At 75.8% G+C, this 26,046-nt stretch carries 29 protein-coding genes; 11 read left to right on the top strand and 18 right to left on the bottom strand.

Annotation, left to right across the window (positions count from 1 at the left end; all coding sequences use genetic code 11):
- Positions 1–39: 39 nt before the first annotated feature.
- Both nusA and rimP read right to left on the bottom strand, forming a co-directional pair.
- Entirely contained in the window at positions 40–1,179 is a 1,140-nt protein-coding gene (gene nusA / locus ACI78S_RS21425) for a transcription termination factor NusA (RefSeq protein ID WP_456976996.1), read from the bottom strand.
- Entirely contained in the window at positions 1,176–1,769 is a 594-nt protein-coding gene (rimP, locus tag ACI78S_RS21420) for a ribosome maturation factor RimP (protein ID WP_456976995.1), read from the bottom strand. The genes nusA and rimP overlap by 4 nt, the downstream gene beginning before the upstream one ends.
- Before the next feature lie 271 nt (positions 1,770–2,040).
- Between rimP and ACI78S_RS21415 the strand changes: the two genes are divergently transcribed.
- The 3 genes from ACI78S_RS21415 to ACI78S_RS21405 all read left to right on the top strand — a co-directional run bounded on the left by ACI78S_RS21415 (position 2,041) and on the right by ACI78S_RS21405 (position 3,873).
- Positions 2,041–2,529 (top strand): hypothetical protein, encoded by a 489-nt coding sequence (locus ACI78S_RS21415; protein WP_456976994.1) that lies wholly within the window; start codon positions 2,041–2,043, stop codon positions 2,527–2,529.
- A 2-nt stretch (positions 2,530–2,531) separates the two neighbouring features.
- Complete coding sequence (locus ACI78S_RS21410; protein WP_456976993.1) at positions 2,532–2,990, top strand: ferritin-like domain-containing protein; 459 nt, start codon at positions 2,532–2,534, stop codon at positions 2,988–2,990.
- Between the two features lie 163 nt (positions 2,991–3,153).
- Positions 3,154–3,873, top strand: a complete 720-nt coding sequence (locus ACI78S_RS21405; protein ID WP_456976992.1) for a hemerythrin domain-containing protein — start codon at positions 3,154–3,156, stop codon at positions 3,871–3,873.
- 25 nt (positions 3,874–3,898) lie between these two features.
- Here ACI78S_RS21405 and ACI78S_RS21400 read toward each other — a convergent pair whose 3' ends face one another.
- The 6 genes from ACI78S_RS21400 to dxr all read right to left on the bottom strand — a co-directional run bounded on the left by ACI78S_RS21400 (position 3,899) and on the right by dxr (position 11,218).
- On the bottom strand, positions 3,899–5,797 hold the full coding sequence (locus ACI78S_RS21400) for a penicillin-binding transpeptidase domain-containing protein (RefSeq protein ID WP_456976991.1): 1,899 nt from the start codon (positions 5,795–5,797) through the stop codon (positions 3,899–3,901).
- A 58-nt stretch (positions 5,798–5,855) separates the two neighbouring features.
- On the bottom strand, positions 5,856–6,338 hold the full coding sequence (locus ACI78S_RS21395) for a GyrI-like domain-containing protein (protein ID WP_456976990.1): 483 nt from the start codon (positions 6,336–6,338) through the stop codon (positions 5,856–5,858).
- A gap of 198 nt (positions 6,339–6,536) precedes the next feature.
- Complete coding sequence (locus tag ACI78S_RS21390; protein WP_456976989.1) at positions 6,537–7,388, bottom strand: GNAT family N-acetyltransferase; 852 nt, start codon at positions 7,386–7,388, stop codon at positions 6,537–6,539.
- Between the two features lie 8 nt (positions 7,389–7,396).
- Entirely contained in the window at positions 7,397–8,581 is a 1,185-nt protein-coding gene (ispG, locus tag ACI78S_RS21385; protein ID WP_456976988.1) for a flavodoxin-dependent (E)-4-hydroxy-3-methylbut-2-enyl-diphosphate synthase, read from the bottom strand.
- A gap of 65 nt (positions 8,582–8,646) precedes the next feature.
- Positions 8,647–9,981 carry a M50 family metallopeptidase gene (locus ACI78S_RS21380; protein WP_456977014.1) on the bottom strand — a complete coding sequence of 445 codons (1,335 nt, stop codon included), beginning with the start codon at positions 9,979–9,981 and terminating at the stop codon, positions 8,647–8,649.
- A gap of 43 nt (positions 9,982–10,024) precedes the next feature.
- Positions 10,025–11,218 carry a 1-deoxy-D-xylulose-5-phosphate reductoisomerase gene (dxr, locus tag ACI78S_RS21375; RefSeq protein ID WP_456976987.1) on the bottom strand — a complete coding sequence of 398 codons (1,194 nt, stop codon included), beginning with the start codon at positions 11,216–11,218 and terminating at the stop codon, positions 10,025–10,027.
- Positions 11,219–11,300: 82 nt separating this feature from the next.
- On the opposite strand from dxr, the gene ACI78S_RS21370 reads away from it, so the two are divergent.
- A complete protein-coding gene (locus ACI78S_RS21370; protein WP_456976986.1) occupies positions 11,301–11,621 on the top strand; it encodes a DUF2631 domain-containing protein in 321 nt (106 codons plus the stop codon).
- A gap of 21 nt (positions 11,622–11,642) precedes the next feature.
- Here the strand turns inward: ACI78S_RS21370 and ACI78S_RS21365 are convergent, their stop codons facing one another.
- The 3 genes from ACI78S_RS21365 to ACI78S_RS21355 form a co-directional block, all read right to left on the bottom strand.
- Complete coding sequence (locus tag ACI78S_RS21365) at positions 11,643–12,362, bottom strand: VIT1/CCC1 transporter family protein (RefSeq protein ID WP_456976985.1); 720 nt, start codon at positions 12,360–12,362, stop codon at positions 11,643–11,645.
- The gene (gene rlmN, locus ACI78S_RS21360; protein WP_456976984.1) at positions 12,359–13,534 is read right to left on the bottom strand and encodes a 23S rRNA (adenine(2503)-C(2))-methyltransferase RlmN; all 1,176 of its coding nucleotides are present in this window, start codon (positions 13,532–13,534) and stop codon (positions 12,359–12,361) included. Before rlmN ends, ACI78S_RS21365 begins: the two co-directional genes overlap by 4 nt.
- A 78-nt stretch (positions 13,535–13,612) precedes the next feature.
- Positions 13,613–14,017, bottom strand: a complete 405-nt coding sequence (locus tag ACI78S_RS21355) for a hypothetical protein (protein ID WP_456976983.1) — start codon at positions 14,015–14,017, stop codon at positions 13,613–13,615.
- Between the two features lie 141 nt (positions 14,018–14,158).
- Between ACI78S_RS21355 and ACI78S_RS21350 the strand changes: the two genes are divergently transcribed.
- Positions 14,159–15,298 carry a sensor histidine kinase gene (locus ACI78S_RS21350; RefSeq protein WP_456976982.1) on the top strand — a complete coding sequence of 380 codons (1,140 nt, stop codon included), beginning with the start codon at positions 14,159–14,161 and terminating at the stop codon, positions 15,296–15,298.
- A complete protein-coding gene (locus ACI78S_RS21345) occupies positions 15,295–15,954 on the top strand; it encodes a response regulator (protein WP_456976981.1) in 660 nt (219 codons plus the stop codon). The genes ACI78S_RS21350 and ACI78S_RS21345 overlap by 4 nt, the downstream gene beginning before the upstream one ends.
- Before the next feature lie 9 nt (positions 15,955–15,963).
- Here the strand turns inward: ACI78S_RS21345 and ACI78S_RS21340 are convergent, their stop codons facing one another.
- Positions 15,964–17,115, bottom strand: coding sequence for a hypothetical protein (locus ACI78S_RS21340; protein WP_456976980.1), 1,152 nt, complete (start codon positions 17,113–17,115; stop codon positions 15,964–15,966).
- A 152-nt stretch (positions 17,116–17,267) separates the two neighbouring features.
- Between ACI78S_RS21340 and ACI78S_RS21335 the strand changes: the two genes are divergently transcribed.
- Positions 17,268–18,032 carry a polyphosphate kinase 2 family protein gene (locus ACI78S_RS21335; protein WP_456976979.1) on the top strand — a complete coding sequence of 255 codons (765 nt, stop codon included), beginning with the start codon at positions 17,268–17,270 and terminating at the stop codon, positions 18,030–18,032.
- Position 18,033: 1 nt separating this feature from the next.
- Here ACI78S_RS21335 and ACI78S_RS21330 read toward each other — a convergent pair whose 3' ends face one another.
- Positions 18,034–18,684: a TrmH family RNA methyltransferase gene (locus tag ACI78S_RS21330; protein ID WP_456976978.1), complete on the bottom strand. Its 651-nt coding sequence runs from the start codon at positions 18,682–18,684 to the stop codon at positions 18,034–18,036.
- Positions 18,685–18,716: 32 nt separating this feature from the next.
- Here ACI78S_RS21330 and ACI78S_RS21325 point away from each other — a divergent pair, with 32 nt between their 5' ends.
- Entirely contained in the window at positions 18,717–19,865 is a 1,149-nt protein-coding gene (locus ACI78S_RS21325) for a GNAT family N-acetyltransferase (RefSeq protein ID WP_456976977.1), read from the top strand.
- Here ACI78S_RS21325 and ACI78S_RS21320 read toward each other — a convergent pair.
- The 5 genes from ACI78S_RS21320 to rpsB form a co-directional block, all read right to left on the bottom strand.
- On the bottom strand, positions 19,832–20,893 hold the full coding sequence (locus tag ACI78S_RS21320) for a phosphatidate cytidylyltransferase (RefSeq protein WP_456976976.1): 1,062 nt from the start codon (positions 20,891–20,893) through the stop codon (positions 19,832–19,834). The two genes, ACI78S_RS21325 and ACI78S_RS21320, sit on opposite strands and share 34 nt — an antisense overlap.
- Positions 20,894–20,912: 19 nt before the next feature.
- On the bottom strand, positions 20,913–21,470 hold the full coding sequence (frr, locus tag ACI78S_RS21315; RefSeq protein ID WP_456976975.1) for a ribosome recycling factor: 558 nt from the start codon (positions 21,468–21,470) through the stop codon (positions 20,913–20,915).
- A 68-nt stretch (positions 21,471–21,538) separates the two neighbouring features.
- Positions 21,539–22,318 (bottom strand): UMP kinase, encoded by a 780-nt coding sequence (gene pyrH, locus ACI78S_RS21310; RefSeq protein ID WP_456976974.1) that lies wholly within the window; start codon positions 22,316–22,318, stop codon positions 21,539–21,541.
- Between the two features lie 182 nt (positions 22,319–22,500).
- Entirely contained in the window at positions 22,501–23,316 is an 816-nt protein-coding gene (gene tsf, locus ACI78S_RS21305) for a translation elongation factor Ts (protein ID WP_456976973.1), read from the bottom strand.
- A 46-nt stretch (positions 23,317–23,362) separates the two neighbouring features.
- Positions 23,363–24,283, bottom strand: a complete 921-nt coding sequence (gene rpsB / locus ACI78S_RS21300; protein ID WP_456976972.1) for a 30S ribosomal protein S2 — start codon at positions 24,281–24,283, stop codon at positions 23,363–23,365.
- Positions 24,284–24,601: 318 nt separating this feature from the next.
- Between rpsB and ACI78S_RS21295 the strand changes: the two genes are divergently transcribed.
- Genes ACI78S_RS21295 through ACI78S_RS21285 form a run of 3 tightly spaced genes read left to right on the top strand, consistent with a single transcriptional unit; the run spans position 24,602 to position 26,039 of the window.
- Complete coding sequence (locus ACI78S_RS21295; RefSeq protein WP_456976971.1) at positions 24,602–25,108, top strand: murein hydrolase activator EnvC family protein; 507 nt, start codon at positions 24,602–24,604, stop codon at positions 25,106–25,108.
- 9 nt (positions 25,109–25,117) lie between these two features.
- Positions 25,118–25,723 (top strand): TMEM175 family protein, encoded by a 606-nt coding sequence (locus ACI78S_RS21290; RefSeq protein WP_456976970.1) that lies wholly within the window; start codon positions 25,118–25,120, stop codon positions 25,721–25,723.
- A 31-nt stretch (positions 25,724–25,754) separates the two neighbouring features.
- Positions 25,755–26,039 carry a hypothetical protein gene (locus tag ACI78S_RS21285; protein ID WP_456976969.1) on the top strand — a complete coding sequence of 95 codons (285 nt, stop codon included), beginning with the start codon at positions 25,755–25,757 and terminating at the stop codon, positions 26,037–26,039.
- Positions 26,040–26,046 lie beyond the last annotated feature (7 nt).

Below are 26,046 nucleotides of genomic sequence, written 5' to 3'. Positions count from 1 at the left end.
AGGTGCGTACCGGGATCGACGTTTCGGCCACCGGTAACTCTAGCGCGCGGCAGGTCCCGGATGTTCCGCCCGGCGTGCCGGGGGCCGTGATCCTCCCCCCGCCGGGGGTTGGCCCCGCCCGGCCGGGGCGCCCTGCCGCGCCGGCGGCGGGCCGGAGCGCAGCGGCGGGCGGCCGACACCGGGCGAGGGCGCGGACGGGTCGTCGGGCTGGGCGTCGCTGCGGATGTCGATCCGGCAGCCGGTGAGCCGGGCCGCCAGGCGCGCGTTCTGCCCCTCCTTGCCGATGGCCAGCGACAGCTGGTAGTCGGGGACGATCACCCGCACCGCCTTGGCCTGCGGGTCGACCACCCGGGCGCTGCTGACCCGCGCCGGGCTCAGCGCCGAGGCGACGAACGTGGCCGGGTCGTCCGACCAGTCCACGATGTCGATCTTCTCGCCGTGCAGCTCGCTCATGACGTTGCGCACGCGCTGCCCCATGGGGCCGATGCAGGCGCCCTTGGCGTTGAGCCCGGGCACCTTGGTCCGGACGGCGATCTTGGACCGGTGGCCGGCCTCGCGGGCGACGGCCACGATCTCGACGCTGCCGTCGGCGATCTCGGGCACCTCGAGGGCGAAGAGCTTGCGCACCAGGTTCGGGTGCGTGCGCGAGACGGTCACCTGCGGGCCCCGGAACGTGCGGGAGACCGAGACGACGTAGGCCTTGATCCGGGTGCCGTGCGCGTAGGTCTCGCCCGGCACCTGCTCGGCGGCGGGGAGCACCGCCTCGACCTTGCCGATGTCGATCAACACCACGCCGCTGGCGTTGCGGCGCTGGTCGGCCTGCACGATCCCGCTGACGATGTCGCCTTCCTTGCCGGCGTACTCGCCGAAGGTCTGCTCGTGCTCGGCGTCGCGCAGCCGCTGCACGATGACCTGCTTGGCCGTGCTGGCCGCGATCCGGCCGAAGTCCGAGGGGGTGTCGTCCCACTCGCGCACGACCTCCCCGTCCGGCCTCAGCTCCTGGGCCAGGACGGCGACCTTCCCGGTCTTGCGGTCGACGTGCACGCGGACGTGCTTGGCCGCGCCGTCGGCGTGCCGGTAGGCGGTCACCAGCGCCGACTCGATCGCCTCGATCACCGTGTCGGCGGGGATGCCCTTCTCGCGCTCGACCGCCTTGAGCGCGGTCACGTCGATGTTCACCGTTCTCCTCCGTCGTCCCCCGCGTCGTCCTCGCGCGCGTCGCCGTCCCCGGCGTCCCCCGCCCCGGCCCGGCCGAACTCGACCTGCACCCGTCCGGTGCCCAGCTCCGCCCAGGGCACCTGCCGCGGCACCGGTGGGCGCTTCTTCGCCCCCGGCTTAGCCGCGGCCTCCACGGCCAGCGTGACCCCCGCGTCGTCGACGGCGGTGACCCGCGCGGTGACCTGCTCGGTCGCGCCCGCCGGGCCCACGGCGACGCGGACGAGCCGGCCGGTGTTGCGCCGCCAGTGCCGCGGCTCGGTGAGCGGCCGGTCGACCCCGGGGCTGGTGACCTCGAGGACGTAGGGCGCGCGGCCGAGGTCGCCGTCGTTGTCGTCGAGCGCCGCGGAGACCGCGCGGCTGACCTCGGCGATGTCGTCGAGGGTCACCCCCTCGTCGCGGTCCACCACCACCCGCACGACGCTGCGCCGGCCGGCGGGGGTGACCACCAGCTCCTCGAGCTCGTACCCGGCGGCGTCGACGACCGGCTCGATCCAGCCGGTCAGCCGCTCGATCGCCGGATCGGGCCGTCGGCTGCCGCGGGACGCGGGCACGGGGTCCTCCTCCTGTCGTGCGCCGTCTGGCGGCGGGGTGCTCGGGCACAGCGCGACCCGCCGCCCGAGCGGCGCGGGGTGCGGGCCCGGCCGCGGACGGCGGGAAGAGGCCAGGCTACCGCCCGGCGATCCCGGCGGTGGGCGGAGCCGGTGGCCCCACCGCGTGCCTGCCGAGCCGGGCGGGACACCTGTGACGGGCCCGCGAGGACGGCGCGGCGCGCTCCCGGCCTCGTCCGGACCCGCCGGGCGACGGGCTGTCAGGATGGCGGTGATGGTCCCGCCCCCGACACCCGGCTCCCCGCTCCTCTCGCGGCGCACCCTCCTCGCGGGTACCGCCGCGGGCCTCGGGCTGCTCCTGGTCGGGTGCACCTCCGGCGACGACGACGCGGCGGCCGTCACGCCGGAGCAGGCCGACGAGCTGGCCGGTCAGGTCCCCGTGCAGGAGGCCCTGGTGGCCGCGTTCACCGCGGCCGCGGCGGCGGACCCCGCCCTGGGCGCCCAGGTGGCCGACCTCGCCGCCCAGGCCGCGGAGCAGCTGGACCGGCTGCGCGCGGCGGCGCCCGGGACGAGCCCGGCGGCCAGCAGCCCGGCCGGCACCGGTCCCGCGTCGCCGGCGGAGGCCACGGGCTGGTTGCGCGCCCAGGTGGCCACGGCCGCCGACTCGCACGCGTCCGCCTGCCTCGAGCAGACCGGTGCGCGCGCGGCGCTGCTGGGCTCCCTCGCGGCGGGGCTGCGGGGCATGGACGGGAGGCTGGCGTAGCCGTGGCCGACGACACCCGGGTCGACGCGGGCACCGAGACGGAGGCGCTGGGCGAGGCGCTGGCCGCCGAGCACGCCGCGGTGTGGGGCTACGGCGTCGTGGGGGCCGCGCTGACGCCCGACGCGCGGGGCCCCGCCGCGGCGGCCGAGACCGCGCACCGCGACGCGCGCGACCGCCTGGTCGCGCTGCTGGTGGAGCGGGGCACCGACCCCGCGCCCCCGGAGGCCGCCTACACCCTGCCGTTCCCGCTCCTCTCGGCGGTCGACGCGGCGGCGCTCGCCGTCGTGCTGGAGGACGGGGTGGCGAGCGCGTGGGTGCGCGTGCTCGCCGGGGCCGCCGACCGCGAGATCCGGCAGCTCGCCGTCGATGAGCTCAGCGCCGCCGAGGTGCGGGCCGTCGCCTGGCGCTCCGCGGCCGGCCAGAACCCCACGACGACCGCCTTCCCCGGCCTCCCGGCGTAGTCGGGCCGCGCCCCGCGGTGCGGTCGCCGACCACGCGGCGCCCTGCGGGTGGTGGCCGCCGGTCGCCGGCGTGGGGACTTCAGCGCTTCTTCAGCGCCGGCTCCGAACCTCCTGCCTGCCGGGACGCGTCCGCTCCCGGGAACAGGCTCCCGAGGAGGACCCGATGACCGCGACCACGTCCGCTCCGCCGCAGCTCGCCCTGCCCGGCCAGGTCCACACCGCACCCGGCCCCCACGACCTGAGCGGCATGTTCGTCGCCCACCACGGCTTCCGCCGCGACCTCTACCGGTTCGCCGCCGCCACCCGGGCCACCCCCGTCGACGACGTCCGCACCTGGTCGGCGCTGGCCACCCGCTGGGCGCGGTTCGGCGAGATCCTGCACCACCACCACGTCACCGAGGACACCGCGATCTGGCCGGAGCTGTTCGCCGCGGTCGACGCCCAGGGCGATCGCGGCGCGCACGTCACCCTCGACGAGATGGAGGCCGAGCACGACGTCGTCGACCCGATGCTGGCCGCCTGCGCGGCCGCCTTCGCCGCGATGGCCGCCGCGCCGACCCCGCAGGCGCGCGCCCACCTGGCCGAGGTGGTCCACGCCGCGCGCGACAGCGTCTACTGGCACCTGGCGCACGAGGAGACCGAGGCGCTGCCCATCCTGCAGCGGCACCTCTCCGCGACGGGCTGGCGGTCGGCCGAGCGCATGGCGAGCTCGGAGCGGTCGCCGCGGAAGGTCGCCTTCCTGGTGCCGTGGCTGGCCGACGGGCTGCCGGAGCCGGTGTTCGACCAGTTCGCCCGGGCCGCCAACCCGGCGCTCAAGGTGGTGCTGTCGATGACCCGGGCCCGCTACCAGCGCGCCGAGGCGATGTGCTTCCGGCACATCTGAGCCACCCCGGCGGCACGGCGGGCCGTCAGCCCAGACTGCCGAGGAACGTGTCGGTGACCGCGACGGCGGCGCTGCTGGACTGGCCGCCCTCCACCAGGACGGCGAAGGCGATGTCGCCCTGCGGCCCGGCGAGCTGGTAGCCGACGAACCAGCCGTGCGCGGGAGGCGGGTCGCCGCTGCCGTACTCCGCCGTGCCGGTCTTGCCGTACACCTCGCCCCGGTCGGCCAGCGCGGTCGCGGTCCCGCTGAGCACGACCTGCCGCATCAGCGGGCGCAGCGCGTCGAGCACCCCGGCCGGCGGGCCGGCGGGGGCGGCACCGGCGGGGTCCCCGCCGACGACCTCGACCGGCGGCGCCGGGGTGCCGCTGGCGATCCCGGCGGCGACCAGCGCCATCTGCGCCGGGCTCATCAGCACCTCGCCCTGCCCGATCTGGTCGGCCGCCTTGGTGGTGCCGGTGGCGTCGCCGGGCACCGACCCGCTGTAGATGCCGATCGGCAGGTCCCACTCGGAGCCGACGCCGTACGCCGCGGCGGCCTGCGCCAGCGCGTCGTCGGGCAGCTGGAGCCCGAGCTGGATGAAGGTGGTGTTGCAGGACTGGGCGAACGCCTCGGTGAACGGCACCGTGCCGAGGTCGAACCGGTCCTCGTTCTCGAACTCGCGGCCCTCGACGGTCGTCGTCCCCGGGCACGGCACGGGGGTGTCCGGGGTGACGGCGCCGGCGGAGAGCAGCGCGGTCGCCGTCATCGTCTTCATGCTCGACCCGGGCGGGAACTGGCCGCGCAGCGCGTTGCCGGGGTCGGCGGCCTCGTTGGAGGAGACGGCGAGGAGCTCGCCGGTGCCGGGGCGGACGACGACGACGTGCGTGGGCAGCGGCGAGGTGGCGACGGCCGCGTCGGCGGCGGTCTGCACCGCCGGGACCAGCGGCGTCTGCACCGGCGTGCCGGGTTCGGGGGCGACCGAGGCGATCTCGCGGCCCTCGTCACCGGTGCTCTCGTCGAGGCTGACGACCGCGACGGTGTAGCCGGGCGTGCCGGCCAGCTGCTCCTGGAAGGCCCGCTGCAGGCCGGACAGGCCCAGCTGGTCACCGGCGGCGTAGCGGGACTCGCCGTCCTCGTCCTGCGACTCCTCGAGGACCTCGGCCGTCGCCGGGCCCACCCGGCCGAGCAGCGCGAGGGCGAACCGCGAGGTGGGCGCGAGCATGCGGGTCTCGGTGGGGAAGACCGCCCCGGGCAGGTCGAACACCTGGGCGCGGATCGCCTCGAAGTCGGGACGGCGCAGCGTGATCACCGGCACGAACTGGCCGGGTTGGGCGGCCTGCACGTCCTGGACGATCTGCTGGGCGTCGACCCCCGTGGCGGCGGCGAGCGCGGCGGCGAGGGCCGGCAGGTCGGTGACCTGGGCCGGGTCGACGCCGACGTTGACCACCTCGGTGGCGGTGAACAGCGGCGCGCCGGTCCCGTCGGTGATCGGGGCCCGCTCCGGCAGCAGGCGGGTCAGCCGCAGGCGCTGCCCCTCGGACAGCTCGGGGCTGACGATCGTCGGGGCGCTGACGACCTGCCAGCCGTCCTCGGCCTCGCGCAGGTCCAGGGTGGCGTCGTAGCTCCAGTCGGGCGCCGCGGCGAGGTCCCAGGTGGCGGTCCAGCCGACCGTCGCGTTCTCGCCGTCGACCGTGACCTCCCCCAGCTCCCCGGAGAGCGTCGCCTCCGGCAGGTCCTGGGCCGTCTGCTCCAGCAGCGTCGTCGTGGCGTCGGGGTCGCTGGTCAGCCCGGCCGCGGCGGCGGGGTCCCCGCCGGACCAGGCGTCCAGGAACTCCTGCGCCGCCGCCCGGACGTCGTCCTCGGAGCCGCCGGAGCAGGCGGTGAGCAGCGGTGCGGCGAGAACCGCCGCGGTCAGCAGGAGGCCGGAGCGCCGACGCAGGTGCACATCGGCAACTCTCGCAGACCTCCGGCCCGGATCCGTCCGGACCCGCTGAGCGCCGCGGTCAGACGTGCACCCGGGGCGGCGGGAACGGCGGGAGCCGCCGGCAGGGGACGGTCACCACGGTGACCGTGGACCCATCCGGCAGGTCCACGTAGGACTCCCAGGGATCGTCCGTGGCGGCGTACTCGTTGCCGGCGAGCCACTCGCGGAGGGTCTCGTAGGTGAACCCGACGGTGCCGTAGTCCCCCTCGTGCGCCGCCGTGACCCGGAGGCCGCCGGGCAGGGTCTCCACGGTGACCCGCCCCGCCGGTCGGACGTCGTCCTCGACCGGCAGGCCGGCCTCGACGTCCAGACCGCGCCCGGTGGCGCGGTAGCGGGCGAAGGGCGGCCCGACCGCGGCCAGGCGCTGGTGATCCAGCAGCGCCCGCACCTCGCCGTACGCGCGGGTGAGGAACTCGTCGAACTCGGAGTTCCCCACGTGCCCGTGCACCACCGCCACCCGCTGCGGCTCGTGCTCGACCAGTTCGATGAGGCCTGCGGTCATCGCGGCTCCCGGGAGGACGGCCCGCGGGAGGGCGGCTGCCCCGGTGCGGGCAGACCACATGGTGGCCCGCCGGCGCGCTGCTCGACACCCCCTGCGGCGCGGTGTCCGGCCGGGTTGGCGTGCGCCGACTTCGCAGAGCCCCACCCGCCGGGCGCAGGGACGTCCGGCGTTCCCGCGGGAACGCCTACGGAGCAGCGGTCAGAACAGCACGCTGGCGTAGCGGCCGACCTCGCGGAACCCCACCCGCCGGTAGGCGGCGCGCGCCGGGGAGTTGAAGTCGTTGACGTACAGGCTCACGACCGGCGCGATCGTGGTGCGGGCGTACTCCACCACGGCCGCCGTCCCGGCGGTGCCCACGCCCCGGCCGCGGTAGGCGGGCGCCACCCACACGCCCTGGATCTGGCAGGCGGCCCGGGAGACCGCGCCGATCTCGGCCTTGAACAGCACCTCGCCGCCCTCGATCCAGGCCAGCGACTGACCGGCCCGCACCAGCTCCGAGACCCGGGCGCGGTAGCCCGCCCCGCCGTCGGCGCGCAGCGGGCTGACGCCGACCTCCTCGGTGAACATCGCGATCGCGGCCGGCATGAGCAGGTCGATCTGCGAGGGGCGGACCGGGCGCACCCGGGGCTCGGGGGCGACGGCCGGCGGGCCGTCGATCGCCATCAGCGGCTGGCGCGGGCGGTGGTCGCGGCACGGTCCCCAGTACGGGGCGAGCAGCTCCCACAGCGGGTCGACGGCGGCGGCGGGGCCGACGATGGTCGAGCACCGGCGGCCGGCCCGGCGGGCCCGCTCGGCGAAGGCGACCGCCGCGGCGCGCTCGGAGCCGGGCGCGGCGAAGGGGATGAGGTTGGCGCCGGCCAGGCAGACCGCGTCGAGGGTGCTGCCGCTGCCGACGCCCCACAGCGGCGCCCCGAGCGAGGAGGCGTCGGTGCCCGCCGCCTCCACCCGCCCGGCGATGACGCACGCCGCGACCGGGTCCCGGGCGAGCAGCCGGCTGACGGCGCGCTCGTCCGACTCGTCGAGGACCCGGGCGGTCGGCGTACGCAGCACGGGCTGCGTCAGGAGACGGTGACGACGGGCGAGCCGGTGGGCGCGCCCTCCGCGGACCGCTCCCCGGCCACGTCCCCGGCGAGGCGCATGGCCTCCTCGATGAGGGTCTCGACGATCTGCGACTCGGGCACGGTCTTGATGACCTCGCCCTTGACGAAGATCTGCCCCTTCCCGTTGCCGGAGGCGACGCCGAGGTCGGCCTCGCGGGCCTCGCCCGGCCCGTTCACGACGCAGCCCATGACCGCGACGCGCAGCGGCACCTCCAGCCCGTCGAGGCCGGCGGTGACCTCGTTGGCGAGCTTGTAGACGTCGACCTGGGCGCGGCCGCAGGAGGGGCAGCTGACGATCTCCAGGCCGCGCTGGCGCAGGTTCAGCGACTCCAGGATCTGGGTGCCGACCTTGACCTCCTCCACCGGCGGGGCGGACAGCGAGACGCGGATGGTGTCGCCGATGCCCTGGGAGAGCAGCGCCCCGAAGGCGACCGCGGACTTGATCGTGCCCTGGAACGCCGGCCCGGCCTCGGTGACGCCGAGGTGCAGCGGGTAGTCGCACTGCGCGGCGAGCAGCTCGTAGGCCCGCACCATGACCACCGGGTCGTTGTGCTTGACCGAGATCTTGATGTCGCGGAAGTCGTGCTCCTCGAACAGCGAGCACTCCCACAGCGCCGACTCGACCAGCGCCTCCGGCGTGGCCTTGCCGTACTTCGCGAGCAGCCGCTTGTCGAGCGAGCCGGCGTTCACGCCGATCCGGATTGGGATGCCGGCGTCCTTGGCCGCCTTCGCGATCTCGCCGACGCGGTCGTCGAACTTCTTGATGTTGCCGGGGTTCACGCGGACGGCGGCGCACCCGGCGTCGATCGCGGCGAACACGTACCGCGGCTGGAAGTGGATGTCGGCGATCACCGGGATCTGCGACTTCTTCGCGATCGCCGGGAGCGCCTCGGCGTCGTCGGTGTCGGGGACGGCGACCCGCACGATCTGGCAGCCGGCGGCGGTCAGCTCGGCGATCTGCTGCAGCGTCGCGTTGACGTCGGCGGTCTTCGTCGTCGTCATCGACTGCACGCTGACGGGGAAGTCGCTGCCGACGCCCACGCCGCCGACGTCGAGCTGACGGGTCCTGCGACGGGGGGCGAGCACGGGCGGTGGCACGTGCTCGCCGACGGTGGGCATGCCGAGGCTGACCGGGATCGCCATGGCTCCCAGTATCGCCCGCTCCCGCGGCGGGTGCCGCGAACGGCCGTGTGACCTGCTGCGCCGCCTCAGCCCAGGGTGATCGGGTTGACGACGTCGGCGATGAGCAGCAGCGCCGAGAGCACCAGGAACAACCCCGCGACCGCGTAGGCGACCGGCATCAGCCGGGCGATGTCGAACGGGCCGGGGTCGGGCCGGCCGCGCACCCGCGCGACGGTGGACCGGGCCTTCTCGTACAGCGCCCCGGCGACGTGCCCGCCGTCGAGCGGGTAGATCGGCAGCAGGTTGAACAGGAACAGCACGAGGTTGATCGAGGCGAGCAGGCTCAGGAACAGGCTGACCTTCTGCAACCCGGTGAAGTTCTGCTCGGCGAACACCTCGCCGGAGATGCGGCCGACGCCGACCACGCCGATCGGCCCGTTCGGGTCGCGCTCCTCCCCCAGGAAGGCGGCGCGGAACAGCTGCGGGATCCGCTCGGGGATCTGCACCAGCTTCTCGACCGACTGCGACACGATCATCCCGAAGTAGCCGGGGACGTCGGAGAACGCCTGGCGCGCGAAGCCGGCGGTGGGGCTGACCCCGAGGTAGCCGGCCGTGGTGGTCTCGTCGCTGCCGGCCTCGACGTAGACCGTGTTCTCGATCGGGGTGACGGTCACGTCGCGCCGCTCGCCGTCGCGCTCGACGGTGAGGACGACGTCCTGCCCCGGCGCGCTGCGGATGGCCTCCTGCACCGTCGTCCAGCTGTCGTAGGCGTCGGTCTCGAGGGGGCTGCCGTCGATCGCCACGATCGTGTCGCCGGGGCGCAGGCCGGCCGCGGCCGCGGGGCTCTCCTGGGGCAGCGCGCAGTTGGCCGTCCCCGCGGTGCACCGCTGCCCGGCGTCGGCGCCGGAGGTGACGATCGGCTCGGAGCACGGGTCCTCGGCCCCCGCGGTGACCGCGCCGGCCGGCAGCACGCAGGCGGGGACGCTGCTCAGCGTGGTGGTGTAGACGTTCGTGCCGACCGCGGTCAGCACCACCGTGAAGAACAGCACCGCGAGCACGAGGTTGTGGAACGGCCCGGCGAACATGACGATCACGCGCTGCCACCAGGGCTTGGCGTAGAAGACGCGGCCCTCGTCGCCGGGGCGGATGTCGTTGAGCGCCTGCCCGCGCACCTCGGCGATGAACCGGCGCATCCGGGTGGCGCGCTTGCTCTCGCCCTCCTCGGCCGGCGGGATCATGCCGACGATGCGGATGTAGCCGCCCAACGGCACCGCCTTGACGCCGAACTCCGTCTCGCCGCGGGTGCGGGAGTAGATCGTCGGCCCGAACCCGACCATGAACTGCGGCACCCGCATGCCGAACTTCCGCGCCCAGAAGAAGTGGCCGTACTCGTGGAAGCCGATGGAGAACAGCAGGCCGATCGCGAAGGCGACGATCCCCAGAGCGGTCAGCAGAGCGGACAGGTCAGCCTCCGGCGATGGCGGCGCGGGCGTGCTCCCGGGCCCACCTCTCCGCGGCCAGCACGTCCTCCACGCACGTGGGTGCGCCGAGGTCCGGCGCGGCGTCGAGGGTACGCGCGACGACGTCCACGATGGCCGAGAACGCGAGCCGCCGGGCCAGGAAGGCCGTCACGGCCTCCTCGTTGGCGGCGTTGAACACCGCCGGCACCACGCCGCCCTCCTCCCCCGCCCGCCGCGCCAGCCGGACGGCCGGGAAGGCGTCGTGGTCCAGGGGGGCGAAGTCCCAGCTGCTCGCGCTGGACCAGTCCAGCGCCGGCTGCACGTCGGGCAGCCGCGCCGGCCAGGCCAGCGCCAGCGCGATCGGCAGCCGCATGTCCGGCGGGCTGGCCTGGGCGATCGTCGCGCCGTCGGTGAACGTGACCATCGAGTGCACGATCGACTGGGGGTGCACCACGACGTCGATGTCGGCGTAGGGGACGTCGAAGAGCAGGTGCGCCTCGATCAGCTCCAGGCCCTTGTTGACCAGCGTGGCCGAGTTGACCGTGACGACCGGGCCCATGGCCCACGTGGGGTGGGCCAGCGCGTCCTCGACGGTGACGCCGGCCAGCTCGGCGGCGGTGCGGCCGCGGAACGGCCCGCCGCTGGCGGTGAGCACCAGCCGGGCCACCTCGCCGCGGGCCCCGCCGCGCAGGCACTGGGCCAGCGCGGAGTGCTCGGAGTCGACCGGCACCAGCTGCCCGGGCGCGGCCGCCGCGGTGACCAGGTCGCCGCCGGCGACCAGGGACTCCTTGTTGGCCAGCGCCACGGTGGTGCCGGCCCGCAGCGCGGCCAGCGTCGGGCCGAGCCCGATCGAGCCGGTGATCCCGTTGAGGACGACGTCGGCGGGCCGCGCGGCCAGCTCCTCGGCGGCGCGCGGCCCGGCCAGGATCTCGGGCAGCGCGTACTCCCCCTTCGCCCAGCCGCGCTGCTGCGCCGCGGCGTAGAAGGCCAGCTGCAGGTCCTGGGCGGCGGTGGCCCGCGCCACGGCGACGGTGCGCACGCCCAGGGTGAGCGCCTGCTCGGCGAGCCGGGCGACGTCGCCGCCGCCGGCGGCCAGCGCGGTGATCCGCAGCCGGTCGGGGTTCTGCTGCGCCACCTGGATCGCCTGGGTGCCGATGGAGCCGGTCGAGCCGAGGACCGTCACCTCACGAGGAGCCACACCGGGGATCCTCCCCGACGGCACGCCGCGTCCGACTCGCGAGGCGGTCCCGGACGGTTTCCGGCGGACCCGTCCTGGCAAGATGACGACCGTGGTGCAGGAATCCCGTCATGACAACCCGGCGACCCAGCGGGTGAGCCAGCCCGGTCGCGAGGAGGCCGTCGTCCGTGCCGGGGCGCACCCCGTCGAGCACGAGCGGCCCGAGGACTGGGGCTGGCACGGTGAGATGGGCAAGTGGGGGCGCCGCACCTGGTGGCTGGCCCCCGCCTTCATCCTCCTGCTGCTGATCGGCAACCACGAGGGCAACGTCGAGAACGTGTGGCTGATCAGCATCGCCGCCCTGCTCGTGCTGATCTTCCTGATGGACCGGGTCCGCCGGAAGAACGCCTGGCGCGCCAAGTAGCGGACCTCGCCGCGGCGGCCGTCAGCCGACGGTCGTCCCGATCGCCAGCCCGATGAGGTACGTCGCGCCCGCCGCGACCGCGCCGAACAGCAGCTGGCGCAGCCCGGCGTACCACCACGGCCGGGGGGTGAAGCGCGACGAGAGCGCGCCGGCGGCGAACAGGCCGACGCCGCCGGAGAGCAGCGCCACCCACAGCAGCGGGAGGCCGAGCAGGTAGGGCAGCAGCGGGAAGACCGCGCCGGCCGAGAAGGTGAGCAGCGAGGAGACCGCCGCCACCCACGGCGACGGCTTGTCGGCGGGGTTGATCCCGACCTCGGCGACGATGTGCAGCCGCAGCGCCGCCTCGCGGTCGCGGTGCAGCTGCTCGGCCACCTCGTCCGCGAGGACCGGGTCCACCCCGCGGACGCGCATCATCTCGGCCAGCTCCGCGACCTCGCCGGCGGGGTTGCGCTCCATCTCCCGGCGTTCCTTGTCGACCTCGAGGTCGAGCTGCTCGTTCTGCGTCTTCACCGACGTGTACTCGCCGAGCGCCATGGAGATCGCGCCGGCGATCAGCCCGGCGACGCCCGTGAGCACGACCGCCCGCGAGGGGACGCCGCCGCCGCCGACGCCGGCCACCAGCGCGGTGTTGCTGACCAGGCCGTCCATCGCGCCGAAGACCGCCGCCCGCAGCCACCCGCCGGAGACGTCGGCGTGCGTGTGCCCGTGCGCCTCGGCCGCCGGGACGACGGCGTCGCTCACTGGTCGGCTTCCGCGCCCAGCGCCACCGCCGGCTCGGCGGACGGGGTCGGCAGGGCGACCGCCGGGACGCCCTCCACGCGGTCCGCCGCGGCCAGCTGGCCGCAGGCGCCGTCGATGTCCTGGCCGCGGGTGTCGCGCACCGTCGTCGCCACCCCGGCGGCGCGCAGCCGGGCCACGAACTCGCGCTGCGCCGGCAGCGGGCTGGCGTCCCAGGGGCTGCCGGGGGTGGGGTTGAGCGGGATGAGGTTGACGTGCGCGAGCCGGCCCTCCAGCAGCCGGCCCAGCAGGTCGGCCCGCTCGGGCTGGTCGTTGACGTCGCGGATGAGGGCGTACTCCACCGAGTAGCGCCGGCCGGTGCGGCGGGCGTACTCGTCGGCCGCCTCGACCACCTCGGCGACCTTCCAGCGGGTGTTGATCGGCACGAGGGTGTCGCGCAGCTCGTCGTCGGGGGCGTGCAGGCTGACGGCGAGGGTGGCGTGCAGGCCCTCCTCGGTCAGCCGGCGGATGCCGGGCACCAGCCCGACGGTCGAGACCGTGACCGAGCGCTGGGACAGCCCCAGTCCGTGCGGCGCCGGCGTGACCAGGGCGTCGAGCGTGCGGCGCACGCGGGCGTAGTTGGCCAGCGGCTCCCCCATGCCCATGAAGACGACGTTGGACAGCCGGCCCGGGCCGCCGGGGAGCTCCCCGTCGGCCATCGCCGCGGCGGCCGCCACCGCCTGGCCGATGATCTCGGCGGCCGACAGGTTGCGGGTGAGGCCCTGCTGGCCGGTGGCACAGAACGGGCAGGCCATCCCGCAGCCGGCCTGGCTGGAGATGCAGACCGTCGCCCGGTCGGGGTAGCGCATCAGGACGCTCTCGACCAGCGCGCCGTCGTGCAGCCGCCACAGCGTCTTGCGGGTGCGGCCACCGTCGGCCGACAGGTGCCGGACGGGCGTGAGCAGCCCGGGCAGCAGCGCCTGCGCCAGGTCCTCGCGGACGGCGGCCGGCAGGTCGGTCATCCGCGCCGGGTCGGTCACGCCGCGGTAGAAGTGCCGCGCGAGCTGGTCGGCGCGGAAGGCCGGCTGCCCGAGCTCGGCGACGGCGGCGCGCGCCTCCTCGCGGGACAGGTCGGCGAGGTGGCGCGGCGGCTTGCCCCGGCGGGGGGCGTCGAAGACGAGCGGGAGGGCAGTCATGGCGTCGTCCATGGTCCCACCGGCGCGGGCGGCGCGACGGGCCCCGAGGTGAACGTCACCCCGGAGCCCGTCCGGCGTTCAGGCGGCGCGGCGGCGCCGGGACGCCGCGGCCACCAGGGCGAGCAGCACGAGCGTCGTCACCGTGAAGCCGATCGCCTCGGGTTCGTCGTAGACGAAGAACTTCACGAAGCTGAACGCGACGTCGGCGATGGCGAGCCCGACGGTGAACGGCAGGACCCTGGGATCCCGCCCGAGGCGCGCGGCGATGACGAGGTACCCGGCGCCGAGGAGCACCGACCACACGCCCACCGACCAGTCGCCGACGCCCTGGGGGTCGCCACCCTGCTCGGCGGTGGCGAACAGGACGAACCAGGCGGTGGCGCCGAGCTTGAGCGCGCCGAACAGCGCGGCCAGGACGCGGGTGGTGGGGACGAGGACGGGGCGGCCGGTGGCCGTCGGGGTGGGGGGTGCGGTGGTGGTCACGGGAGCTCCTCGAACGCTTCGGCTGGATGCGGCGGGAACGCTAGGGACGCCGCGACCGGCGGGCATCGCCCCGCGGGCGGCTTGCGCGCTCAGCCCTCGGGCTGATGGCGGCGGGCCCGATCCGCCCTACGCTTCCGCTCCGTGACCCGGTCCACCCACCCGTCCCTCGTGCCGCCGCGGGCCGACGTGCTCCTGGCGGCGGGGTTCGTGGCCGCCTCCCTGGCGCAGGTCGCCATCGCGCCCGTCGCGTCCCCGGCGGTGTCGGTGCTGGTCGCGTTCGCCATCCCGCTGCCCCTGGCCTGGCGGCGGGTGCAGCCCGCGGCCGCGGCGCTGGCGATGACGGCGGCCTGGGCCGTCCCCACGCCCGGCGGCTACCTGCTGCTCGGCTACGTCATGGCCGGGCTGCTCTTCTACTCCCTCGCGCTGCACGACCCGAACACCTGGCGGGTCGTGGTCGTCACCGCCGTCTCCCTGACCACGAGCGTGGTCGTGACCCTGCTCGGCCCCGAGATCTGGCAGGCCGCGATCGGCGCCGCCCTGGCCATCGTCGGCCCGGCGGTGGCCGGCCGCCTGGTGGCGCACGACCGGGCGCAGAACGCCCGGCTGCGCGAGCTCACCGCCGAGCTGGTCCGCGAGCGCGACGCCGCCGAGCGGGTGGCCGCCGCCGAGGAGCGCACCCGCATCGCGCGCGAGCTGCACGACGTGATCGGCCACGAGATCACCGTGATCGCGCTGCAGGCCGACGCCGCCGCGGCCGCCCTGGCGCGGGCGCCGGAGCGCGCGGCGGTGCCCGTCGACCGGATCCGCACCACCGCCGCGCGCACCCTCACCGAGATGCGCCGGGTCGTGGGCCTGCTGCGCGACCCGGCCGAGGACGAGGACCTGCGACCGCAGCCGGGCCTGGCGGACCTGCCCGCGCTGGTGGAGGACGCCCGCGCGGCCGGCGCCGAGGTCGACCTGCGGCTGGACCTGCCGCCGGCCCCTCCCCCGCCGAGCCTGCAGCTGACCGTGTTCCGGATCGTCCAGGAGGCGCTGACCAACGCCCGGCGGCACGCTCCGGGCGCCCCCGTGCGGGTGCGGGTGGGCGCGGGCGCGGACGCGCTGTCCGTGGAGGTGGCCAACCGGCGCGGCCGTCCCGGAGGCGGGCCGGGGGGCGGCCACGGCCTCGTGGGCATGCGGGAGCGGGCGCGCATGCACGGCGGCTCCCTCGAGGCCGGGCCCGCCGCCGACGGGTTCGTCGTCCGGGCCCGGCTGCCCCTGGTGCTGGAGGCGGCGCGGTGACGTCGGTCGTGCTGGTCGACGACCAGGCCCTGGTGCGCGACGGGCTGCGGCTCATCCTCGAGCTCGCCGGCGTGGACGTGCTCGGCGAGGCCGCCGACGGCGAGGAGGGCGTCGCCGTGGTGCTCGACCGCCGTCCGGACGTCGTCCTCATGGACCTGCGCATGCCGCGGGTGGACGGCATCGAGGCGACCCGCCGGCTGGTGGCGGCCGGCTGCCCGAGCCGCATCCTCGTGCTCACCACCTTCGACGGGGAGGAGCACGCGTACCAGGCGCTGCGGGCCGGCGCGGCCGGCTACCTGCTCAAGGACGTCGGCGGGGACCGGCTGGTGGCGGCGGTGCGGTCGGCGGCCGCCGGCGAGATGCCGCTGGCGCCGGCGATCGTGGCGCGGCTGGTCGCCCACTACGTGCGCACGCCGCAGGGGCCGCCGGCCGCGCGCGAGCGCCTGGCGCCGCTGAGCGACCGGGAGACCGAGGTCCTGGCGCTGATCGGCGCGGGCCGCTCGAACACCGAGATCGCCGAGGAGCTGTTCATCTCCCTCGCGACGGTGAAGAGCCACGTCCGGCACATCCTCGCCAAGCTCGACCTGCGCGACCGCGCGCAGGCGATCGTGCTCGCCCACGAGTGCGGGCTGGTCGAGGCGCTGCCCCGCGGCTGACCGCCGCGGTCAGGGGACCGGGCTCGGCGTGGGCGTGGCGGTGAGCTGCGGGGCCGGGGTCGGGGTGGCGGCGTCCCCCTCGCCCGCGCCGTCGCCCTGGCCGTCCCCGGCCCCGTCGCCGTCGGTGGGCGGCGCGGGCGTCGCCGTCGGGTCCGGCTCGTCGGGCGGCGCGGGCGTCGTCGTCGGCGTCGGCGTCGGCGTCGGGTCCGGTTCGTCGACCGGGGGCTCGACCGGGTCGACGTCGGCCGGCACCTCGGGGACGACGGGCGGGGCGGGCGGCACGACGACGTCGGGGGCCGGCGGCGCCGGCGCGGCGGTCGCGGTGCTGCGCGGCGTGGTGGCTCGCACCCGGGCCGGGACGGCGGGGGCGGGGGCGACGGGCACGACGGTCGGCGCGGCCGCCGTCGTCGGGGCGGCCGAGGTCGGCGCCGGCGCCGGCGCCGGGGTGGCCCGGGTGGGCGCCCGGGTCGGCGTGGGCGTCGGGGTCCGGGTGGGGCTCACCGTCGACGTCCCGGCGTCGGCGGCCGGGCGCGGGTCGTCGGAGCGGCCGGCGACCAGGGAGACGCCGGTGAGGACGCCGGCCACGAGCAGGCCCACAGCGACCGAGAGCCGGGCGCGGCGGCGGGGCCGCGGGCGGGCGGTGACGACCACGTGCGGGACGACGACCGTCGGCAGCTCGGCGACGGCGGAGGCCGGCGCCGGGAGGGGCAGGACCTCGGCGGGCTCGTCGGTCCCCTCCCCCTCGGCCGGGTCGTCGCCCTCGGCCGGGTCGTCGCCCTCGGCCGGGTCCTCGTCACCGGCCGGGCCGTCGTCATCAGCCGGGCCGTCGCCGTCCTCGGGGACGTCGTCGTCCGGCTGCGACTCCTCGGCGGCCCGGGGGGCGGGCGGCTCGTCGCCGGGGGCGTCGGCGGCGGGTTCGCCGTCCTCGGCGTCCGCGTCCCCCTCGGCCGGCGCGGGGTCGTCCGCGTCGACCGCGTCGTCCCGGGCGTCGTCGGCGGGCACCGGCCCGGCGTCCTCCCCGGACGACGGCTCCTCGTCCTCCAGCCACCCGGGCAGCCAGCCCGAGTCCCAGTCCGCCGGCTCCTCGGCCGGCGACGCGGGAACCTCCGCCGTCCCCGACGGGAGCGACGCGTCGGCGTCGTCCGGGCGGGTCGTCCCCATGCGGTTGCCTCCTCACCACCCCCGTGAGGTTTGCCCACGCGCAGTGATCATTCGCTGACGCGCTGTGTCCGGTTGTCATCGTGCCGGACGGGTGGCCGGCCGTCCGGCAGGCGCGGCCGGTGCGATCGCGCTCGTCCTGCCACGCTCAGGGCATGAGCCGGCTCTCCGATGTCGACCTGAGCATCCGCCTGGGCAAGGCGGAGGCGAAGAAGGAGCTCACCGCCGCGCAGCGTCGGCTGGTGCACCTGCGGCTGCTGCTCGGCGGTCAGATCGGGTCGGGCGAGATCGGCCCGCCGCTGCTCGTGCTGTTCGAGGGCTGGGACGCCTCGGGCAAGGGCGGGGCGATCAAGCGGCTGGTCGAGGAGCTCGACCCGCGGCACGTGCGGGTGGCGCAGTTCGCCGCCCCGACCTACGACGAGAAGCGGCACCACTTCCTGTGGCGGTTCTGGCCGGTGCTGCCGGGCTGGGGCGGCATGGCCGTGCTGGACCGCACCTGGTACGGCCGCGTGCTGGTCGAGCGCGTCGAGGGCTTCGCCCCCCGGGAGGCGTGGCAGCGGGCCTACGGCGAGATCGTCGACCTCGAGGACACCCTCGCCGCCGAGGGCACGGTGATCGTGAAGTTCTGGATGCACGTCTCGCCGGAGGAGCAGCTGCGGCGCTTCGAGTCCCGTCGCGACGACCCCTACCGGGCCTGGAAGCTCACCGACGAGGACTGGCGCAACCGGGGCAAGCGCGAGGAGTACCAGGCGGCGGTCGAGGAGATGCTGCAGCGCACCGACACCGCGGTGGCGCCCTGGCACGTGATCGCCGGCGACGACAAGCGCTGGGCGCGGGTGGCGGTCGTCCGCACCGTCTGCGACGCGGTGGAGGCGGCGCTGCGGGCGCGGGGGGTCGACCCCGACCCGCCCCTCGGGTGAGTCAGCGCGGCGCGCCGAGGTCGGCGTGCTGCCGGATCCAGGCGTGCATCGCGATCCCGGCGGCGACGCCGGCGTTGATCGACCGGGTCGAGCCGAACTGGGCGATCGACACGGTCAGGGCGGCGGCCGCGCGCGCCTCGGGCGTCAGGCCGGGGCCCTCCTGCCCGAAGAGCAGCACGCACCGCTGCGGCAGGTCCGCCGTCTCCAGCGGCACGGCCCCCGGGCCGGTGTCGACGGCCACCAGGACCAGCCCCTCGGCGGCGGCGTGGGCGGCCAGCCCGGCGACGTCGGGGTGGTGGCGCAGGTGCTGGTACCGGTCGGTCACCATGGCTCCCCGGCGGTTCCAGCGCCGCCGGCCCACGACGTGCACCTCCGCGGCCAGGAACGCGTTCGCCGTCCGCACCACGGTCCCGATGTTCAGGTCGTGACCGAAGTTCTCGATGGCGACGTGGAACGGGTGCCGCCGGGCGTCGAGGTCGGCGACGATCGCCTCGACGGTCCAGTAGCGGTACCGGTCGACGACGTTGCGCCGGTCCCCGTGCGCGAGCAGGTCGGGGTCGTAGCGCGGGTCCTCGGGCCACGGTCCGGGCCACGGGCCGACACCGACCGCCGTCCCCCACTCCGTGGGCCCCGGCCCGACCTCGTCCGTCACGGCAGCTCGCCCCTCACGGCAGGGATGGTGGCATGCAGGATGCCGTGGTGACCGCCGACCTCCTGGTGCACCTGGTGGAGCCGGCCGCCTGGCGGGCGGCGCTGCGCGAGGGATCGCTGCGCCCCGCGTCGCTGGCCGAGGTGGGGTTCGTCCACCTCTCCACCCCGGACCAGGTGCACCTGCCGGCCGAGCGGTGGTTCCCGGGACGGCGCGACCTCGCGCTGCTCGTCGTCGACCCGGCGCGGCTGCCCGGCCCGGTGCGGTGGGAGCCCGGCGCGCCCGGCGACCCCGCGGCGATGCGCTTCCCCCACCTGTACGGACCGCTGCCGGTGGGCGCGGTGGTGGCCGTGGTGCCCTGGCGCCCGCCCGCTCCCCCGGTGCTGCCCCGGCCGGACGACGCGCTCGCCCGGGCGCTGGCGCTGCACCTGTCGCTCGCGGTGCGCCGGGCGGCCGAGGTCCGCGACGTGCCCGGCGGCGTGGCGGTGCTCGACGGCCGCTTCCCGTGGTCGCGCGACGACAACCGCCTGCTGCTGTCGGACCCGGTCGCCCCCGCCACCGTGGCGGCGACCGCGGCGGAGGTGGCCGGCGACGCCGGGTGGACGGCCCGGGCGGCGACCCTGCGCTGGGCCGGTGCGTCGCGGGTCGCGCAGGCGCTCGCCGCGCGGGGCTGGTCCGCCGACGAGCTGGTGCTCATGGCCCGCCCGGCCGCCCCGCTGCCGGGCGGCGAGCGCGCCGAGGTGGTGCCGCAGGCGGCGGTGCACGAGCTGTGGGACCGGTCGTGGCGGGAGGAGCTCGCGCGCCCGGGCGACCGCCTGGACGAGGTCGTCGCGCAGCTGATCGGCCGCGAGGCGCGCAACGACGCGGTCGTCGCCGTCACCGACGTCGTGGTCCGGGAGGCGGGCCGGGTGGTGGCCGCCGGTCAGCTGCGGGTGGACGGTGCGACCGCGGCGGTCGAGTCGGTGGTCACCGACCGGTCGGCGCGCGGCCGGGGCCACGCCGACGCCGTCCTGGCGCGGATCGTCACCCTGGCCGCGGAGGCCGGCTGCGACCTCGTCGTGCTCGAGGCGGCCGGCGAGGACTGGCCGCGGCACTGGTACGCCCGGCGCGGCTTCGCGCCGCTGGGGTCCACGTGGGACGTCTCGGCGCCTCAGGCCGGGGCGAGGACCGCCAGCAGCAGGTAGGCCACGGCGGCCGAGGGCAGCAGCGAGTCCAGCCGGTCCATGATCCCGCCGTGGCCGGGCAGCAGGTGCCCCATGTCCTTGATGCCGAGGTCGCGCTTGATCAGCGACTCCCCCAGGTCGCCGATGGTGGCCGACGCCGCGAGCGCCGTGCCGAAGACCAGCCCGGTCCACCACGGCGCGTGGAAGGTGAGGGTCAGCACGGCCGTGGCCACGGCGACGCAGAACACGATGGAGCCGGCCATCCCCTCCCACGACTTCTTCGGGCTGATCGACGGCGCCATCGCGTGCTTGCCGAACAGCACGCCGGCGGCGTACCCGCCGACGTCGCTGCAGACGACGGTCCCGATGAAGACCAGCACGCGGGCGACGCCGTCGTCGGGGACGAGCAGCAGGACGGCGAAGCCTGCGAGGAACGGCACGTACAGCGCCATCAGCACGCCGGCGGCGGCGTCCCGCAGGTAGCCGCCCGGCCCGTCGGCCAGCCGCCACAGGACGACGGCGAGCACCGTGAGCAGGAAGCCGACGACGAGCCCGGTGGGGCCGCGGGTCCAGGCCAGCGCCAGCATCGCCACCGCACCGACGAGGACCGGCACCAGCGGCGGGCGGAAGCCCCCGGCCTGCAGGGCGCGGGTGAGCTCGACGACGCCGACCAGCACCGCCGCCCCGACGACCAGCAGGAAGGCCGGCCGGTAGACCAGCAGCGAGACCACGATGACCGCACCGAGGCCGAGGCCGACCGAGATGGCGGCGCCGAGGTTGCGCCCGGCCCGCCCGGGTGACGGCGGGGTCGGCGCCTGCTCGGCGACCGGCAGCTCGGCGGTGCCGTCGTCCGTCGGCGGCGCGGGCGGAGGGGGCGACGCGACCGGGGCGGCCGGTGGCACCGGCGGCGGCGCCGGGCGGGCGCCGGCGACCGGGATCGGCCCGGTGTCGTCGGGGGCCCGGTCGGGCGCGCGCCCCGCTGGGAGCACGGGCAGCTCGACCGTGCCCGGTTCGAGCGGACCGGGACGGCGCGCGGGCGGGGGGGTCATGGCGGACGACCGGTCTGGCTCAGACCTCGAGGAGCTCGGCCTCCTTGTGCTTGACCGCCTCGTCGATCTGGTGGACGTGCTGGGCGGTGAGGTCGTCGAGCTCCTTCTCCGCGCGGCGCACCTCGTCCTCGCCGGCCTCGCCGTCGCGGGCGATGCGGTCGAGCTCCTCCTTGGAGCGGCGGCGGATGTTGCGGATGGCGACCTTGGCGTCCTCGCCCTTCGAGCGGGCCATCTTCACCAGGTCGCGCCGGCGCTCCTCGGTGAGCTGCGGGAAGACCACGCGGATGATCTGGCCGTCGTTGGTCGGGTTCACGCCGAGGTCGCTGTCGCGGATCGCCTTCTCGATCGCCCCGAGCTGGCCGCTGTCGTAGGGCTTGATCACCGCCATGCGGGCCTCGGGCACGGTGATCGAGGACATCTGCGGCACCGGCGTCGGGGCACCGTAGTAGTCGACCAGGATCTTGTTGAACATCGACGGAGCGGCGCGACCGGTGCGCACCGAGCCCAGGTCCTCGCGCGCGACCGACAGGGCCTTGTCCATCCGCTCCTCGGCGTCGAGCAGGGTGTCGTCGATCACGGGTCTCTCCTCCTGCCGGCGGGGCGTACCGCCGGGTCTCGTCTGCGGGTGCTGGACCGGCCGGCCGCTCAGGCGGGCTGGCTGATCAGCGTCCCGATCTTCTCACCTGCGACCGCCCGCGCGATGTTGCCGTCCTGCAGCAGGTTGAACACGACGATCGGCATGGCGTTGTCCATGCACAGGCTGATGGCCGTCGCGTCGGCCACCTTGAGCTGCTCGGCCAGCACGGTCGCGTACTCCAGCTGGTGGTACATGCGGGCATCCGGGTTGGTGCGCGGATCGGAGTCGTAGACGCCGTCCACCCCGTTCTTGCCCATCAGCAGCACCTGGCACTCGATCTCGAGCGCCCGCTGCGCGGCGACGGTGTCGGTGGAGAAGTACGGCATGCCGGCGCCGGCGCCGAAGATGACCAGCCGGCCCTTCTCCAGGTGCCGGATCGCCTTGCGCGGGATGTAGGGCTCGGCCACCTGCCCCATCGTGATCGCCGTCTGGACGCGGGTCTGCAGGCCCTCCTTCTCGCAGAAGTCCTGCAGGGCCAGGCAGTTCATGACCGTGCCGAGCATGCCCATGTAGTCGGCCTTCGTGCGGTCCATGCCCGCCTGGGACAGCTCGGCCCCGCGGAAGAAGTTGCCGCCGCCCATGACGACCGCGACCTGGGTGCCGCCCGCGACCACCTCGGCGAGCTGGCGGGCGATCCCGCTGACGACGGCCGGGTCGACGCCGACCTTGCCGCCGCCCATGGTCTCGCCGGACAGCTTGAGCAGCACGCGCTTGTAGCCCTGGCCGTCGGCGGGGGCGAACGCGGTGGGGGCGGACAGCGGGGCTTCCCGGTCGGCGATGTCGGTCAACGGCTCATCCTCACTCGGTCGGGCTGGGGTGGATCCTGCCGCACTCCTGCGGGGGTGGGCCCGCCGGAGCGGGCCCGGACGCGCCACCGGCTCCGTCCCCGGAGGGGACGGAGCCGGTGGGTGGCCCCGGTGCAGGGGCCCGCCGCGAGCGTGCGAGCGGTGGGGGGCACCGGGGTCCTTTCTCAGGCCTGGCCGACCTCGAAGCGGACGAAGCGGTCGACCGTGAGGCCGGCCTCGTCCAGGATCTGCTTGACCGTGCGCTTCGGCTCGGTGATCGACGGCTGCTCGAGCAGGACGAAGTCCTTGTAGTAGGCGTTCACCCGGCCCTCGACGATCTTGACGATCGCCTGCTCCGGCTTGCCCTCCTCCTTGGCCGTCTGCTCGGCGACGCGGCGCTCGGTCTCGACGGCCTCGGCCGGGACCTCGTCGCGGGTGAGGAAGCGCGGGCGCGCGGCCGCGATGTGCATCGCCAGGCTGCGCGCGGCCTCCTCGCTGCCGCCGCTGTACTGCACGGCGACACCGATGGCCGGGGGCAGGTCGGTGGCCCGCTTGTGCAGGTAGACCGCGGTCGGGCCGTCGAAGACGGCGAAGCGCGAGAGGACCAGCTTCTCGCCGATGCGGGCCGACTCGGCCTCGATCAGCTTCTCGACGGTCTGGCCGTCGACCTCGGTGGCCAGCAGCGCGGCGACGTCGGCCGGCTCGTTCGCGACCGCGATGTCGAGCAGGCGCTCGGCCAGCTTGACGAAGTCGGCGTTCTTCGCGACGAAGTCGGTCTCGCAGTCCAGCTCCAGCAGCGCGCCGTCCTTGCTGACGACGACGCCGTTGGTGGTGGAGCGCTCGAGGCGCTTGCCGACGTCCTTGGCACCCTTGATGCGCAGGAGCTCGACGGCCTTGTCGTACTCGCCGTCGGCCTCGGTCAGGGCCTTCTTGGCGTCCATCATGCCGGCGCCGGTGGCGTCACGGAGACGCTTGACGTCGGCGGCGGTGAAGGCAGGCATGTCTCTTCCCTCGAAAGTTGCGGTTCGGAAGGTGGACGGCGCGGCGTCAGCCGTTCTGGGCGCCCTGGGTGCCCGTCTCGGTGCTGCCGGTGGCGGGGACGCCCTCGACCGGGGCGACCTGCTCGGCGGTGACCGCCGGCGGCTCGGCCGGGGTCTCCGGCAGCGGGGTGGCGCCCTCCTGCTGGCCGGTCAGCAGCTCGCGCTCCCAGTCGGCCAGCGGCTCGTCGCCACCGATGACCGGCTCGCCGCCGTCCTCGCGGCCGGCGTTGGCCTGCTGCGCGGACCGGGCCATGAGGCCCTCGGCGACGGCGTCGGCGACCACGCGGGTGAGCACCGTGATGCTGCGGATCGCGTCGTCGTTGCCCGGGATCTTGTAGTCGACCTCGTCGGGGTCGCAGTTGGTGTCGAGGATCGCCACGACCGGGATGCCCAGCTTGCGGGCCTCACCGACGGCGATGTGCTCCTTCTTGGTGTCGACGATCCAGATGGCGCTGGGCACCTTCTGCATGTCGCGGATACCGCCGAGGGAGCGCTCCAGCTTGGCCTTCTCGCGGGTCAGGCCCAGCTGCTCCTTCTTGGACAGGCCGGCCATGACGCCGGTCTGCTCCATGTCCTCGAGCTCCTTGAGGCGCTGCAGCCGCTTGTGGACGGTGGAGAAGTTGGTGAGCATGCCGCCCAGCCAGCGCTGGTTGACGTAGGGCATGCCGACCCGCTGGGCCTGCTCGGCGACGACCTCCTGCGCCTGGCGCTTGGTGCCGACGAACAGGATCGTGCCGCCGTGGGCCACGGTCTGCTTGACGAACTCGTAGGCGTTGTCGATGTACCCGAGCGTCTGCTGCAGGTCGATGATGTAGATGCCGTTGCGCTCGGTGAAGATGAAGCGCTTCATCTTCGGGTTCCAGCGGCGGGTCTGGTGCCCGAAGTGGACGCCGCTGTCGAGCAGCTGCTTCATGCTGACGACTGCCATGCCGTGCAGCCCTTCTGTCTGCGCGCGGTCCGCGGGACCGCGCTCCTCGGTTGACGCGGGCACCGGGTGGTGCGCCGCCCTGGCGTTCCGCAGCGCCACTCCCCCGGCGGTTGCCCCGCAGGGGGCCCTCGCTCGGGACCGAGGTGGCGACTGCCCCGCCGTGCGGCGGGAGGGAGAACGCGCGAAGTCGACCCGTCGCAGACGGATCGCACGGCAAGCATACCCGCCGTGCGGGACGGGTCTCCCCGCGCTCCGGAGCCGTCCACAGACCGCCGCCGGAGCGGGCCGGCGGCGCCGCCCGCGGCGCAGGGTGGCCCGGTGCGCTCCCTGCTCGTCGCCGTCCTGTGCCTGGCCCTGCTCGCGCCCGCCCCGGCGGCGGCCGCCCCCGAGCCGGCCGTCCCCGGCGCGGTGTGGTCGTGGCCGCTGCCGGGGCCGCCCCCGGTGACCCGGCCGTTCGAGCCGCCGGACGGGCCCTACGGCGCCGGTCACCGCGGCGTGGACCTCGGAGCCGCGCCCGGTGCGGCGGTGCTCGCGGCCGGGGACGGCGTGGTCGCGTTCGCCGGGACGGTGGCCGGGCGGCCGGTGGTCAGCGTCGACCACCCGGGCGGGCTGCGCACGACCTACGAGCCGGTCGACCCCTCGGTCGCCGCGGGGCAGGCGGTCGCCCGCGGGTCGCCGATCGGCACGCTGCTGGGCGGGCACGGGGGCTGCCCCGCGGACGCCTGCCTGCACTGGGGTGTGCGCCGCGCGGAGACCTACCTCGACCCGCTGGCCCTGCTGCGCCCCGTGCGCGTGCGCCTCCTGCCGTGGGTCGGGAGTCCCTAGCCTGCGCGGGTGCGCACCGAACGCGGGCTCGACAGGTTCGTCACCTTCCTGGACGCGGTCGTGGCCATCGCGATCACGCTGCTGGTGCTGCCCCTGGCGGAGCTGTTCGCCGGGGACGGGCAGGAGGCCGACCTCGGCGCGGCACTGGCCGCGGAGGCGCCCGAGTTCGGCGCGTTCTTCCTCAGCTTCGCCGTCATCGCGCAGCTGTGGCTGGCGCACCACCGGCTGGTCGAGTCGGTCGGCGCCTACGACCGGGCGTTCCTGCTGCTGAACCTGCTGTGGATCCTCACGATCGTGCTGCTGCCGTTCGTGACGCAGGTGGTCAGCAGCGAGTACGGGCCCGAACGCCTGTCGGTGGTGCTCTACATCGGCTGCATCACCGTGAGCTCGGCCTGCCTGTCGGGGATGTCGGTGCTGCTGTGGCGCCGTCCCGCGCTGCGCCGCGGTGACGCGGGGCCCGTCGAACCGCCGCGCGCCGGGCTGGCCACGACCGGCCTGCTCGTGGTCGCGCTGGTGGTGGGGACGGCGGTGCCCGCGGTGAGCTACTGGGCGATGTTCCTGCTGTTCCTCACCTCGCCGCTGGAGGCCTGGCTGCGCCGGCGGTGGCACGGCTAGGGTCCGCCGGCGTCTGGGACGGGAGGCGGGGATGGCGGAGCCCACGCGGGGCGACCGGATCGAGTACCGCGTCATGTGCGTCGTCGGCGTGGTCTGCGGCGCGGGCATCGGCGCCGCGGTGTTCGCGCTGCTCGCCGTCCTGGCGCTCGCCGGGCTCGACGCGACGGTCGGCGTGACGCCGCCGGACGTGGACCGGCCGCCGGACACCCCCGGCGAGTGGGTGCTCGCCGCGGGCGTGCTGGTCTGCGGGCTCGTCGGCGCGGTGATCGGTGCCCGCGAGCCCACCCGGCCCGGGTCCACGTCCGAGCCGGGCTGACGCCGGG

It is taken from the genome of Geodermatophilus sp. SYSU D00815, from assembly GCF_054050035.1.
This window is presented reverse-complemented; position numbering and strand designations above follow the sequence as displayed.